Genomic DNA, 13,307 nt, shown 5'->3' with positions numbered 1-13,307 from the left:
GATAATTAAAACAGTTAGTATCAGAGATGTCACACTTTATCATCCTGAGGTTCTCGAAGGATTGCCGAAGTGTTCCCAATTTTAGCAATGACAAAAAACAATTAAAAAAATGACAATTGAAATACAAAAATTAGCACGCAAAAATATTCTTGACCTCAGATCGTACTCTTCTGCAAGAGATGAATTTGAAGGCAATAACGGGATTTTTCTGGATGCGAACGAAAATCCATTCGGAGAACTGAACCGTTATCCTGACCCATATCAAAGAAAAATTAAAGAAAAATTGAGCGAACTGAATCAAATCCCAACTGACAATATTTTTCTGGGAAACGGAAGCGATGAAGTGATTGATTTGGCTTTCAGAATATTTTGCGAACCTAAAAAAAATAAGGTTTTGACATTTTCGCCAACTTACGGGATGTACGAAGTTTCAGCCAATATCAATGATATAGAGCTAATCAATCTTGATTTAAATGATGATTTTCAAATAGATTTAGAAACCTTAAAACCATATTTGAATGACAAAAATCTTAAAATCATTTTCATCTGTTCACCTAATAATCCAACAGGTAATTCCTTTCAGAATATAAAATACATTATTGAAAACTTCAGCGGAATAGTCTTTATAGATGAAGCTTACATTGATTTCAGCCCGGAAGAAAGCTTCAGAAGTCAAATCAAAAACTATCCGAATCTCATCGTCAGTCAGACATTCAGTAAAGCCTGGGGAATGGCTTCTATAAGAGTCGGTATCGCTTATACTTCCAAAGAAATCATCAAATTTTACAACAAAGTAAAGCCGCCTTACAACATCAGCCAGCTCAATCAGGATGCGATTATTAATACTTTGACTGATGAAAATATTCAACTCGTTTCAGAAAATATAATACTGATTTTGAACGAGAAAAAACAGCTAATTCAAAAATTGGAACAATTGGAATTGATTAATAAAATTTATCCTTCGGACGCTAATTTTATCTTGATAAAAGTTGAAAATGCAGACTCAGTTTACCAGGAATTAGTCAATCAAAATGTAATTGTCAGAAATAGAAATTCAGTTATCAAAAACTGTTTGAGAATTACAGTTGGTTCACCCGAAGAAAATAAAAAATTGATACAAGCCCTTCAAAATATTAATAACTAAAAACAGACACTTCGACTACGCTCAGTGTGACATTACTTATCAAACGCTGTCAGGCTGGGGCACAGTTTATCCTGAGCTTGTCGAAGGGAAGTCTTAATAAAAATAAAAAGTCCATAAAAAAATGAAAAAGCTACTATTTATAGACCGCGACGGAACTTTGGTTTTAGAACCAGAAGATTATCAGGTCGATTCGTTTCAAAAACTAAAATTCTACCCAAAAGTCTTCACATATCTTTCAAAAATCACCAATGAGTTGGATTACGAATTAGTTATGGTGACCAATCAGGATGGCTTGGGAACAGCTTCTCATCCGGAAGAAAACTTCTGGCCGGTTCAGAATTTCATTATCGAAACTTTTGGAAGTCAAGACATCAGATTTGAAGATATTTTCATTGATAAAACCTTCGCTAAAGACAATGCACCAACCAGAAAACCGAATACTGGTTTGCTGACAAAATATTTTGACCAGAATCTTTACGATTTGGAAAATTCCTTTGTCATAGGCGACCGGATTACCGATGTGAAACTGGCGAAAAACCTCAACTCAAAAGCAATTTTCATTAATAATGATGAAAATCTTGGCGCAGATGAGATTTTGGAAAATGATGATTTGGAAAATGTAATTGCTCTCAAAACAACTTCTTGGAAAGCAATTTATGAATTCCTAAAACTCAAAAACAGAACTTCAGAAATTATCAGAAATACCAACGAAACGAAAATCAACATCAAACTGAATCTCGACGGAACTGGAAAATCCAATATCGATACAGGAATTGCCTTCTTCGACCATATGCTTGACCAGATTGCGAAACACGGTCAAATGGATTTGGATATCAAAGTTCAGGGCGATTTGGAAGTGGACGAACACCACACGATTGAAGACACCGGAATTGCACTTGGCGAAGCTTTTTATCAGGCTTTAGGAAATAAGCTGGGGATTGAACGTTATGCGTTTGTTTTGCCTATGGACGATTGCCTGGCTCAGGTGGCACTGGATTTCGGCGGAAGAAATTGGATAGTTTGGAAAGCCGATTTCAAACGTGAAATGATTGGAAAAATGCCGACTGAAATGTTCTTTCATTTCTTCAAATCATTCTCAGATGCAGCGAAAGCCAATCTCAATATCAAAGCTGAAGGTGATAATGAACATCACAAAATAGAATCGATTTTCAAGGCATTTGCAAAATGTTTGAAGTCTGCAGTAAAACGGGATTCGGAGAAAATGATTTTACCATCAACAAAAGGAATGCTGTAATTATTAATTATAAATGATGAATTATAAATTATTAAAATGAAACCGAAGGTTCACGAATACCAAAATAAAATCAACAGCAAATGAGTAAAACAGTTATCATAGATTACAAAGCCGGCAATGTACAGAGTCTTTTGTTTGCAATAGAAAGGTTGGGATTTTCGGCAAAGCTCACAGATAATCCGGATGAAATTTCCAAAGCCGACAAAGTGATTTTCCCGGGTGTTGGAGAAGCCTCTTTCGCAATGAATTCTTTGAGAGAAACCAAACTGGATTTGCTGATTCCAGAACTGAAACAACCACTTTTGGGAATCTGTCTCGGGATGCAATTACTCTGTAAAGATTCGGAAGAAAGTGATACAAAAGCTTTGGGGATTTTTGATGTTTCGGTGAAGCGATTTCCGGCTTCGGTTCTTGTTCCGCAGATTGGCTGGAATCAGATTTATGATTTAAAATCGGATTTGTTTAAAAACATTCCCGAACAGAGCCATATGTATCTCGTTCACAGTTACTTTGCTGAGAAAAATGAAAACACGATTGCAACAACAGATTATTCCGAAGCTTACAGCACCGCTTTACAAAAAGATAATTTTTTCGGCGTCCAATTTCATCCCGAGAAAAGCGGAATTCTGGGAAGTAAAATATTAGAGAATTTTTTAAAATTATAATAGGTATTAGTTTAAAATTTTCTCGCTGATTTTTGCGAATTAAGCAGATTTTAAAATTAATCTGCCCAATCTATTAAACCTGCGAGAGTTTAAAAATAAATAAAGTTATATCTGTAAAATATTAATATAAAATGAGAATCATACCAGCAATAGACATCATTAATGGCGAATGCGTCCGGCTTTCCAAAGGTGATTATAACCGGAAAACCATTTACAGCAAAAATGTTTTGGACATTGCCAAAAACTTTGAAGACAGCGGAATCCGTTTTCTGCATCTCGTCGATTTGGACGGCGCAAGGCAAAACCAAATCATCAATTATAAAACATTAGAAAAAATCTCAGCCAAAACCAATTTAATCATCGATTTTGGAGGCGGTTTAAAATCTGAAGAAGATATCAGAATTGCTTTTGAAAACGGAGCAAAACAAGTGACTTTGGGAAGTGTTGCTGTCAAAAACCCGGAATTATTTTTAGAAACTTTAAAAAAATATGGCCCGGAAAAAATCATTTTGGGAGCTGACGCAAGGAAAGAAAAAATTGCTGTTTCCGGTTGGTTAGAAGAAAGTGAAACCAATATTTATGACTTCATCAAAGAAAAAACAGAATCCGGAATCAAGTACGTCATTTCAACAGACATCGACAAAGACGGGATGTTGGAAGGAGCTGCTTTCGATTTGTATCAAAAAATAATTGCTGAAAATCCTGACATCAAACTGATTGCTTCCGGTGGAATTACTTCTGTTGAAGATTTGGAAAAAGTAAAATCAATCGGTTGTGAAGGTGCAATCATTGGGAAAGCTTTGTATGAAAACAGGATTACTATTAACGAATTAAAACCATTTCTCTAATGTTAGCAAAAAGAATCATTCCTTGTCTCGACATCAAAAATGGCGAAACGGTGAAAGGTGTCCAATTTTTGGATTTGAAAGAAGTCGGGAATCCTGTAGAAATGGCCATCAAATATTCTCAGCAAGGTGCGGATGAATTGGTTTTTCTGGATATTTCTGCGACTGAAGAACGTCGAAAAACGTTGACTCCATTGGTAAGAGATATTGCCAGACATATCAGTATTCCTTTCACAGTTGGAGGAGGAATTAATGCGATTGAAAATGTGGAAGAGCTTTTGAAAAACGGAGCAGATAAAATTACGATTAACTCGGCTGCCATAGCCAAACCAAATCTAATCACCGAAGTTGCCAGACGTTTTGGTTCGCAATGTATGGTTGTTGCGATTGATACCAAATTTGTTGAAAATCAGAATAAAGTTTTCAGTAACGGTGGAAAAATTGAAACCGATAAAGAATTATTTTCCTGGGCAAAAGAATTAGAAAATCTTGGCGCCGGCGAAATCCTCTTAACCTCTATGAATACAGACGGAACAAAATCCGGATTCGCCATCGAGATTACCCAACAACTTTCGGAATTGGTGAATATTCCTGTAATCGCCTCAGGTGGTGCCGGAACAATGCAACATTTCGAAGACGTTTTTATAGAAACCAAAGCAACCGGAGCTTTGGCCGCGAGTACTTTTCACTTCGATGAAATTGAAATTCCCGAGCTTAAAAATTATCTTAAATCTAAAAAATTACCAATACGATGACTATAAAATTTGATGAAAACACAGGATTAGTTCCCGTTATTATTCAGGATTATCTCAAACTGAAAGTTCTGATGCTGGGTTATATGAACCGGGAAGCTTTTGATAAAACTCTGCAGGAAAAACGAGTAACTTTTTTTTCCCGTTCCAAAAACAGACTTTGGACAAAAGGAGAAACGTCAGGCAATTTTTTGGAATTAATTGATTGGCAATTGGATTGCGACCAAGACACAATTCTAATAAAAGCAAAACCTCTTGGACCAACTTGCCACAACGGAACAACAACTTGTTTTAATGAAGAAAATGATAAAGGTTTTTTATACGAACTGCAGCAGACTATTTCTGATAAAATTGACAATAATGATGAGAATTCCTACACCAATAAACTCTATAAAAAGGGCATCAACAAAGTGGCTCAAAAAGTAGGTGAAGAAGCTGTGGAATTGGTTATCGAAGCGAAAGATGACAATGATGAATTATTTTTAAATGAATCTGCAGATTTACTTTATCATTATTTAATTTTGTTGAAAGCTAAAGGTTTTACGATTGAAGATGTTGAGAGAATTCTGAAATCCAGAAGTAAATAAAAAACCAGCAAAATTGCTGGTTTTCATCTATTTTATTTGAATGCTTAATGTTCATTAATCACACTTAATATTTTTTCAGCCGTTTCAGTCTGTCCTTTTTCGCTTCCAAGATAATCTCTTTCTTCTTTGTTATTAGCAAATCCCAATTCCAACAAAACTGCCGGATTTTCAGGAACCCTAAGCATATGAAGGTTTTTTACCATCACAGGACAATTGTTAAACTTGGATGCTAATTTATCTGCAAAAGATTTAGAAGCATCATCTCGCTTATAATAAACTTCTGCTCCCTTTTTATCAGAATCAACTTTAGGTGAACTATTCACGTGCAATGAGATCGTCAAATCTGGTTTTAGTTGATTTATTTTGTCTGTTCTATCTGTCAATGACGGATAGCTGTCGTCTTCTCTTGTTAAAACAATTTCCAGATTGCTATTCTTATTCAGTTCCTTGATTTTTTTAGCTACTTTAAGAACGATATCTTTTTCGATAAAATTTTCTCGGTTCACGCCCAAATCACTTCCGCCGTGACCAGCATCAATGACAACTACTTTTTTCTCTTTTGATAAGCTGAAAGACAGCAAAACGCCAAGCGAAACTACGCTGATAATTCTCAATAGATTCTTCATAATTAATTGTTTTGATTGTTATTAATAAAAACAAATAACGAGAAATCTAATCAAAATTTGAGTTAAAGCTTTTATAAAAAATGTTAAGACTTAAGGCGCCAATCTGGAAATCTTCCAATCAAAATCTTCTGTCAACGAGTAAAGAATCCTATCATGAAGTCGGTTTGGACGGCCTTGCCAGAATTCGATTTCGTAAGGTTTTGCGATGTAACCACCCCAATTCTCAGGTCTTGGAATCTCTTTGTTTTCGAATTTGGTTTCTAAATTTTTTAGTTTGTTTTCGAGGAAATTTCGGTCCGGGATTTCCTGACTTTGAGGAGAAACAACTGCACCTAACTGACTTCCTTTTGGACGAGAATGGAAATAGCCATCGCTTAGATTTTCAGCAATTCGCTCAATATTGGCTTTGATGATGATTTGTCTTTCCAGACTTGGCCAGAAAAAGCTGAGACAAGCTTTCTGAGTTCTCTCAAGGGACTTTCCTTTCCGGCTATCGTAATTGGTATAAAATACAAAACCTTCCCAATTGTAAGACTTTAGTAAAACCATTCGGGTTCTTGGACATCCGTCTTCTTCGACAGTGGAAATCGCCATTGCGTTAGCTTCTGAAACTTGTGGATTTTCTTCAGCTTCCAGAAACCAATTTCGGAATTGCTCGATTGGATTTTCTTTGATTTCGCTTTCGATGAGTTGGGATTTTTCGTAAACTTTTCTTTTATCGTGGAGGTTTTCGTTGTTCATTTATTAAATAGATATTTAGATAACAGATTTTAGATATTAGATTACAATTCAATGTTTTTTATTAGAACGTTGAATCGCACGCAGCCCGACTTGAGCGGAAATCCTTTTTTGCAAAAAAAGATTGGGAGCGGAAGGCGGATTAAGCTGCCCAAATTATTTAAATTCCGGTAATTTTAACTTAAATTTTTGTTCAATTCTTTTTAAAAAAAAATATTTTTTTATAGATTTGATAGATGAATTACTCTTACAAAGGTAAAATTTTAATATCAACACCTGATGTTTCGGGCGATATTTTTTCGCGTTCTGTGGTGCTGATTATTGAGCATAACGAGAATGGTGCTTTTGGGCTGATTTTGAACAAAAAGAACAAAAATATGAGTTCCCGTCTGTTGAATATTTTCGGATTTCCGGTGGATTTGTATGAAGGCGGACCGGTGGAAAATGATAAGGTTTATTTCATTTTGAAAGGTCAAAAAATTACGGGGCAATTTTCTGAAATCAATGATGAATTCTACATTACGGAAGATATTGATTCTGTAGTTTCGTCAATTGTTGATGGTTCTACAAATATTGAAGATATCAAAGTTTTTTCGGGATACTCGGGTTGGTCTCCGTTGCAATTGGAAAGCGAAATCCAACGTAAAATGTGGACGATTGTGGATGTTTACAATCTGGATTATACACTTCCGAATGACCAGAATCTTTGGAAAAATATTATGCAGAATCTTGGCGGCGAGTTTCTTCTTTGGGCAAATGCGCCGGAGGATGTGAGTCTGAATTAAGAGAAATAAAAAAGTCTCGCAGATTTAGCAAATAGAGCAGATTTTTTTTAAAAGTAATAATTTGCTAAATCGGTAAAATCTGCGAGAATTAAATTTTATCAAATTGGGATTCGCTCTTCAAAAACGATTGTTCCGTTTTCTGTGTAATAGGTGCAGGTTTTCGCATCCATATCGACAATCCATTTGTAAACGCCGCTGTCTGCACAGTCTTTGCAGAACTGGAAAAAGTCTGTTCCGCCTTGCTGATGATTTCGTAAATCTGATAAGAATTTTTCCGGATTGGGGATTCCGTAAATCAATAATGGTGCATATTGTTGTGGTGCGGAAACTTTATAATCACCGCCTCCCAAATAATTGGTTGAACCGTCTTCTACGAAAGTTTCCAAGCTTTTAACGCCTAATTCTCTAATCGTTTTTGCGAATTGTGGGAATCCTTTTCCGCTTTCCACATTGGAGTGTGCATTTTGAATTTGTTGTAGTGTAAACATTATTCTAAATTTTTCTGTGTTTTTATTTTCTTTGCTAATTCTCGTACTTCTTTTAACAATAAGGGAAACCCTGGCTTTGCCATTGCCACGTGGTCAAATCCGTCTTCTTCCAATAGTTTTACAGATGGATGATTTACTAATTTCAACATTCTTGCCAAATAGGCATTTTCCTCATATCGCCCCAATAGTTCCAGCTCTCTGTCACCGGTAATCAAAACAATGGGCGGCGCATCTTTTCTGACGTGGAACAAAGGTGCATATTGGTCAATTGTCGGTTGTAATTCTGGGATTCCTTGTTCTTTTCTGATTTGAAAATGCGTGATTGCCTGTCCACTAAATGGAATCAGTCCTGCAATCTGGTCTGCATCAATTTTATATTTCTGAAGATACTTTTTATCCAGCGTAATCATCATTGCCAGATAACCTCCCGCCGAATGTCCGGACTGGAAAATCAGATTTTTATTCCCGCCGTATTTTTCAATATTCTCAAAAACCCAGGCCGTCGCTGCAGCGGCATCTTCTATGTAAGCCGGCGCCTTCACTTTTGGAGCTAAACGATATTCGACACTTACAACGGCAATATTTTCATCTAATAATTCTTTTGGCAATTCATTATTGCCACTAGTTAAACCTCCGCCGTGAAACCAAATTATGGTAGGGAAATTCTTGACGTTGGTTGGATAATAGAAGTTCAGTTGGCATTGGGAACTGATGTAAGAATCTTTTTTTCTGACATTTTCAGGATAGTAAGGAATACTATTTTCGGTTTTATATTCTGTTTGGGCAAAACTGATTGCAAAAACAAATATTAAAATAAGACTGACGGGTTTTCTGAACATAATTTTACTTTTTATTAAAACTTAAACGCAAAGTCCACAAGGAATTTTGTTCAATTCAATTTCTTTAAAGGTACACAAAGTCATAAAACCCATCAAAGTAAAACGATATAATCTTTATTTTATAAAAATCTGACTTCGACATTTCCGGATTGATGATAGAAAAAACCGTCGCTGTCATATTCGATATTGGTAAGGCCTTCCAAAACATCATAAACCATTTTCTGTAAAACACCGTCTCCGATTCCGTGGATAATCAACAGATTTTTAATATGATTTTTTCTACAGAAATCAATCGTTTCCAATAATTTTTCTCTCTGAATCATCAATCTTTCAAAAGCATCATAATCTGCAGGGTTTTTGACTAAAAAATTAAAGTGAAGGTCTAATTTCAACGGCGCTTTATTATGCTTTTTCGAGGTGATTTTTGGACTTTCTTTTTTCCTGATAATTGGAGAGTTCTCGTATAATTCGGAATCAATAATTGTTAATTTATCTTTAGAAAATTGATAAGTAAAGCCGTGTTCATCTTCAATTTTCACCTGATTGGCAATAATCTTCAGAACCTTACCCCTAAGATTTTCATCAATCACTGAAACTAAATCTCCAATTTTCATTTTATAATTAATAATTTTTTTAACGCAAAGTCCGCAAAGTTCTTTTTTAAAGACTAAATGCTTTTAAGGCCGCAAAGGCGTTTCACTCAGCAAAAATAAAAACTCTAATTCTCTTTAATTCTAAAACTATCAAACCCGACTTCCGAGTTCTATAATTTCCAAATCTTTGATTTCATCCTTATGGATTGTGAAACGCATCATTGTTCTCACTTTGTGCCAGCCGGATTTTCCGCAAGCACCGGGATTAAGATGAAGAAGATTATTCTTTTTATCAAACATTGCTTTCAGAATATGAGAATGTCCGGAAATGAATAACTTCGGTTTTTTCTCAGCAATTTCTTTCCTTGCTAAAGGCGAATATTTGTCAGGATAACCACCAATATGAATCATCAGGACATCTACATCTTCACATCTGAAACTCAAAACTTCCGGGAAAATCGTTCTGATTTTAGCTTCGTCAATATTGCCGTAAACGCCTCGTAACGGTTTTATTTTTTCGAGTTCTTCAATTACATTCATATCCCCGAAATCGCCGCAGTGCCAAACTTCGTCAGCATCTTTTGCATAATCAAGAATCCTGTCATCAATGTAAGAATGGGTATCTGATAAAAGAAGAATACGTTTCATAAAACTGTTGAATTTTACCGTAAAGTCGCTAAAAATTTTAAATCTACAATTCTTTCAAGTCGCAAATTTTAAATTCTTAATCAAATTTTGCACCTTCAAACGTTATACTCAAATAGAGTTTTTTGTCTTTACGATTATAATTAATTCGTTATAATAGGAACTGATTTTTCATTAATGCTGGAAAGCCGAACCATATCTTAGCGCATACCAAATTGTTCCAATTGAGCCAACGAGTAACAATCCTAACAAAATCAAGAACCAAAATGCTAACGTCTTAGTTCCTTTTTTATACATTATCACAAAAACCAATTGCAGAATAAAAAATAGAATTCCCAAAACAAAAAAGTTGATAATTATCTGGTCTTCCGATGTTTTCTGACTGAAAAGAAAAACTGATACCAAAACAAAAATGATGACCATTAGTTTGATAAATTCGGAAGGATTGGAAAGTTTGTTGGTTTTAAGTGGTTTCATTTTTTAATGAATTTTGAAATACGAAATTACGAATTAAGATTTTCTTTATAATTAAAAAAAAATCAGGAAATTTACAGCCAAGATGAGATATTTTATAGAGTTTTCTTACAATGGTTCCGCTTATTTTGGTTATCAGATTCAGCCCAAACAGATTTCTGTTCAGGAGGAATTGGAAAAAGCGTTATCAACAATTCTTCGCGAACCCGTCAAAACGACTGGCGCCGGAAGAACCGACACAGGTGTCCACGCCAAGAAAATGTTTGCCCATTTTGAAACCGAACAAACCCTTGATGAAAACTTAGTTCATAAACTCAATTCTTTTCTGTCAGAAAATATTGCAGTTAAAAGAATTTTTGAAGTTCCTGCAGATTTGCACGCTCGATTCAATGCGACTTACAGAACTTATGAATATTACATTTCGTTGGAAAAAAATCCGTTTTCGAAGGATTCTTCCTGGCAATATTGGCGTCAAAAACCGTTGAATATCGACCTGATGAGTGAAGCCTGCAAAATCCTTTTTGAATATGATGATTTTACCAGTTTCGCCAAACTCCACACCGATAACAAAACCAATATCTGCAAAATCTACAAAGCCGAATGGGAGCAAAATGGAACCCAATTGAAATTCACAATTTCTGCTGACCGATTCCTGAGAAATATGGTAAGAGCGATTGTCGGAACAATGGTTGAAGTTGGAAGCGGAAAAATCACACCAAATGATTTGAGAAAAATCATCGAGGATAAATTCCGGAATTCTGCCGGTGTATCTGCGCCTGCTCAAGGTCTTTTTCTGGTAGATGTTGGGTATGACTTTTAGTGTTTGAGAGTCAGAGCGATTGAGAGTTTTTTATTGAGAAGTGAAATTATTTTTATAAATTTAACTGATTGATTTAAAACAAATAACTTCTTAAAACCGTAAATTGATGACCGAAATTGACAAGCTTGCATTCGCATTAAATCAATTTGCCGGACTTTCGGAAGATGATTTCAAAATGTCTTCGGATTTTTGGTTGGTGAAGAATTACAAAAAAGGTGAATTCTATAATCTTCGCGGAACGGTTTGCACTTATTTCGGATTTATTGTTGACGGCGTTTTCCGCTCTTACACGATTGATGAAAAAGCGGGTGAAGAAAAGAACGTTTTTCTCTATTCTGCGAACGGATTTGTAGTTTCTTTCAAGAGTTTTATCAATCAGATTCCTTGTGATTATTTTACACAGCGATGACGGATGCTTCTATTATTTATATTCGTTATACGGATTTGCTTTCGTTGTATCAAAAATCTCATCAATGGGAAAAATTCGGACGATTGTTGGCTCAGGAAGCTTTCAATGTGACAATGACAAGAATTGAAGGTTTTCTCTTGAAATCTCCTGAGGAACGTTATCTCGACCTCATCAAGCAACATCCGGATATTTTTAATAATGTTCCTTTATATCATATTTCATCTTACTTAGGGATTCAAGGGCCGTCTCTTAGCCGTATTAGGAAAAGACTTTCTGGGAAATAATTCTGAATTTTATTGAAACGTTGAATCTTACGCAGCCCGAATTATCTCTAATTTTTATTTTTTTATTTGAATCGATGAATCTCGTTCCTCGATTTGAGCGGAAATCCTTTTTACGCAACGTAGTGGAGTGAAAAGATTGACTCCGTCGAACCACTTCGTTAGGTTTGGGAGCCCTTCGACAAGCTCAGGATAAACTACAGGCGGATTAAGCTGCCCAAATAAATATCATATAATGAAACTCTCGCAGATTTTTCCGATTGAACAGATAATTAATTACTTCATAAATATTTATTTTTCAAAATGATACGATTTTAACTTGGGTTAAAGTTTTCCACCTTCAATCTTCTGAACTTTGTCTCATAATTTAAACATCAAAATATTATGAAAACAAAAACTATCGTATTGATTCACGGATTATTCGTCAACAATACCAGCTGGAACGAATGGAAAACTTATTTCGAAAACCAAGGTTACACGGTTCACACACCTTCAAATCCGGGACACGAAGGAAACCCTATCGAATTGAAAAGAAACATTCCTTCCGAACTAAGAACTGTAAGCTTTGAACAGACTTTGAACAATCTCGTGAAATTCATTGACACGCTTCCTGAGAAACCGATTGTTATAGGACATTCTTTCGGTGGATTATTGGTTCAAAAACTGATTGAACTTGATAAAGCCGTTGCCGGAGTTAGCATAGACGGCGCTCCACCAAAAAATGTAATGGCGCCTTTTTCAACGATAAAAATCGTTTGGCCGGTTTTCAATTTCTTCAAAGGAAACAGCCCGTATCTTGGAACAAAAGATTGGTATCACCGTGCGTTTTTTAATAATTATTCCCGAGAAGAAAGTGACAAATTGTACGAAACTGTTGCTGCTCCGGAAAGCAGAAGACTGGCTAGAGACCCGCTTTTGAAATCGATTGGCAATGTTGATTTTAAGAAAGCTCACAATCCACTATTATTCATCGGAGGTGCCAATGATGCTATTTTCCCGGCAGACTTCACTGCGAAAATTGCCAATTCTTATAAAGATAAAAACAGTATTCTGGATTTGAAAATCTTTGAAGGTAGAAGCCATTTTATCTGTGGAGAAAAAGGTTGGGAAGAAGTTGCCGGATACGTTTTGAACTGGATTGAGAAACAATAAATCTTATTCGTTTTGTCTATTAATAAATTTGGTTAATGGTCGGCGTTTCAATTTTTAAAGTCTTATTTTTGCAAAGATTTTTTTCGAGACTGAAAAAAACTCCGGAATTCTAAGAATAAAAATGAAACACCTCTTTACCAAATTTGCTTTTAATGATAGTTTTATGATTAAAGGTGTTCCATCTGACCTTAGAAAAATTAATAGAAACA

At 35.3% G+C, this 13,307-nt stretch carries 18 protein-coding genes; 11 read left to right on the top strand and 7 right to left on the bottom strand.

Going from position 1 to position 13,307, the window contains the following annotated elements:
* Window positions 1-109: 109 nt before the first annotated feature.
* The 6 genes from hisC to hisIE all read left to right on the top strand — a co-directional run bounded on the left by hisC (window position 110) and on the right by hisIE (window position 5,248).
* On the top strand, window positions 110-1,144 hold the full coding sequence (hisC, locus tag KI430_RS16100; RefSeq protein WP_248875931.1) for a histidinol-phosphate transaminase: 1,035 nt from the start codon (window positions 110-112) through the stop codon (window positions 1,142-1,144).
* A gap of 121 nt (window positions 1,145-1,265) precedes the next feature.
* Window positions 1,266-2,399, top strand: coding sequence for a bifunctional histidinol-phosphatase/imidazoleglycerol-phosphate dehydratase HisB (gene hisB / locus KI430_RS16095; protein WP_248875930.1), 1,134 nt, complete (start codon window positions 1,266-1,268; stop codon window positions 2,397-2,399).
* An 80-nt stretch (window positions 2,400-2,479) separates the two neighbouring features.
* Window positions 2,480-3,064, top strand: a complete 585-nt coding sequence (hisH, locus tag KI430_RS16090) for an imidazole glycerol phosphate synthase subunit HisH (RefSeq protein ID WP_248875929.1) — start codon at window positions 2,480-2,482, stop codon at window positions 3,062-3,064.
* 131 nt (window positions 3,065-3,195) lie between these two features.
* Window positions 3,196-3,912 carry a 1-(5-phosphoribosyl)-5-[(5-phosphoribosylamino)methylideneamino]imidazole-4-carboxamide isomerase gene (gene hisA / locus KI430_RS16085; RefSeq protein ID WP_248875928.1) on the top strand — a complete coding sequence of 239 codons (717 nt, stop codon included), beginning with the start codon at window positions 3,196-3,198 and terminating at the stop codon, window positions 3,910-3,912.
* Complete coding sequence (gene hisF / locus KI430_RS16080) at window positions 3,912-4,664, top strand: imidazole glycerol phosphate synthase subunit HisF (protein WP_248875927.1); 753 nt, start codon at window positions 3,912-3,914, stop codon at window positions 4,662-4,664. The genes hisA and hisF overlap by 1 nt, the downstream gene beginning before the upstream one ends.
* Window positions 4,661-5,248, top strand: a complete 588-nt coding sequence (gene hisIE, locus KI430_RS16075) for a bifunctional phosphoribosyl-AMP cyclohydrolase/phosphoribosyl-ATP diphosphatase HisIE (protein ID WP_248875926.1) — start codon at window positions 4,661-4,663, stop codon at window positions 5,246-5,248. Before hisF ends, hisIE begins: the two co-directional genes overlap by 4 nt.
* A 44-nt stretch (window positions 5,249-5,292) precedes the next feature.
* On the opposite strand, the gene KI430_RS16070 is transcribed toward hisIE, so the two are convergent.
* On the bottom strand, window positions 5,293-5,874 hold the full coding sequence (locus KI430_RS16070; RefSeq protein ID WP_248875925.1) for an N-acetylmuramoyl-L-alanine amidase: 582 nt from the start codon (window positions 5,872-5,874) through the stop codon (window positions 5,293-5,295).
* A gap of 90 nt (window positions 5,875-5,964) precedes the next feature.
* Window positions 5,965-6,615, bottom strand: a complete 651-nt coding sequence (gene pdxH, locus KI430_RS16065) for a pyridoxamine 5'-phosphate oxidase (RefSeq protein WP_248875924.1) — start codon at window positions 6,613-6,615, stop codon at window positions 5,965-5,967.
* Between the two features lie 233 nt (window positions 6,616-6,848).
* On the opposite strand from pdxH, the gene KI430_RS16060 reads away from it, so the two are divergent.
* Complete coding sequence (locus KI430_RS16060; protein ID WP_248875923.1) at window positions 6,849-7,397, top strand: YqgE/AlgH family protein; 549 nt, start codon at window positions 6,849-6,851, stop codon at window positions 7,395-7,397.
* A 98-nt stretch (window positions 7,398-7,495) separates the two neighbouring features.
* Here KI430_RS16060 and KI430_RS16055 read toward each other — a convergent pair whose 3' ends face one another.
* From KI430_RS16055 to KI430_RS16035, 5 genes are all read right to left on the bottom strand, one after another.
* Window positions 7,496-7,885: a DUF1398 domain-containing protein gene (locus KI430_RS16055; protein WP_248875922.1), complete on the bottom strand. Its 390-nt coding sequence runs from the start codon at window positions 7,883-7,885 to the stop codon at window positions 7,496-7,498.
* Window positions 7,885-8,724, bottom strand: a complete 840-nt coding sequence (locus KI430_RS16050) for an alpha/beta hydrolase (protein WP_248875921.1) — start codon at window positions 8,722-8,724, stop codon at window positions 7,885-7,887. The genes KI430_RS16055 and KI430_RS16050 overlap by 1 nt, the downstream gene beginning before the upstream one ends.
* Window positions 8,725-8,843: 119 nt before the next feature.
* On the bottom strand, window positions 8,844-9,338 hold the full coding sequence (locus KI430_RS16045) for a Smr/MutS family protein (RefSeq protein ID WP_248875920.1): 495 nt from the start codon (window positions 9,336-9,338) through the stop codon (window positions 8,844-8,846).
* A 129-nt stretch (window positions 9,339-9,467) separates the two neighbouring features.
* Entirely contained in the window at window positions 9,468-9,965 is a 498-nt protein-coding gene (locus KI430_RS16040; RefSeq protein ID WP_248875919.1) for a metallophosphoesterase family protein, read from the bottom strand.
* 171 nt (window positions 9,966-10,136) lie between these two features.
* A complete protein-coding gene (locus KI430_RS16035; RefSeq protein WP_248875918.1) occupies window positions 10,137-10,439 on the bottom strand; it encodes a hypothetical protein in 303 nt (100 codons plus the stop codon).
* Between the two features lie 82 nt (window positions 10,440-10,521).
* Here KI430_RS16035 and truA point away from each other — a divergent pair, with 82 nt between their 5' ends.
* The 4 genes from truA to KI430_RS16015 all read left to right on the top strand — a co-directional run bounded on the left by truA (window position 10,522) and on the right by KI430_RS16015 (window position 13,098).
* A complete protein-coding gene (gene truA, locus KI430_RS16030; RefSeq protein ID WP_248875917.1) occupies window positions 10,522-11,256 on the top strand; it encodes a tRNA pseudouridine(38-40) synthase TruA in 735 nt (244 codons plus the stop codon).
* A 106-nt stretch (window positions 11,257-11,362) separates the two neighbouring features.
* The gene (locus KI430_RS16025; RefSeq protein WP_248875916.1) at window positions 11,363-11,665 is read left to right on the top strand and encodes a hypothetical protein; all 303 of its coding nucleotides are present in this window, start codon (window positions 11,363-11,365) and stop codon (window positions 11,663-11,665) included.
* Complete coding sequence (locus tag KI430_RS16020; RefSeq protein ID WP_248875915.1) at window positions 11,662-11,949, top strand: Crp/Fnr family transcriptional regulator; 288 nt, start codon at window positions 11,662-11,664, stop codon at window positions 11,947-11,949. Before KI430_RS16025 ends, KI430_RS16020 begins: the two co-directional genes overlap by 4 nt.
* Window positions 11,950-12,330: 381 nt before the next feature.
* Window positions 12,331-13,098, top strand: coding sequence for an alpha/beta hydrolase (locus tag KI430_RS16015; protein WP_248875914.1), 768 nt, complete (start codon window positions 12,331-12,333; stop codon window positions 13,096-13,098).
* Window positions 13,099-13,307: the final 209 nt, after the last annotated feature.

This window comes from Epilithonimonas zeae (assembly GCF_023278365.1).
GTDB classification, from domain to species: Bacteria; Bacteroidota; Bacteroidia; order Flavobacteriales; family Weeksellaceae; genus Epilithonimonas; species Epilithonimonas zeae_A.
The sequence above is the reverse complement of the archived record's forward strand: the minus strand, read 5'-3'. Positions and strand labels throughout refer to the sequence as shown.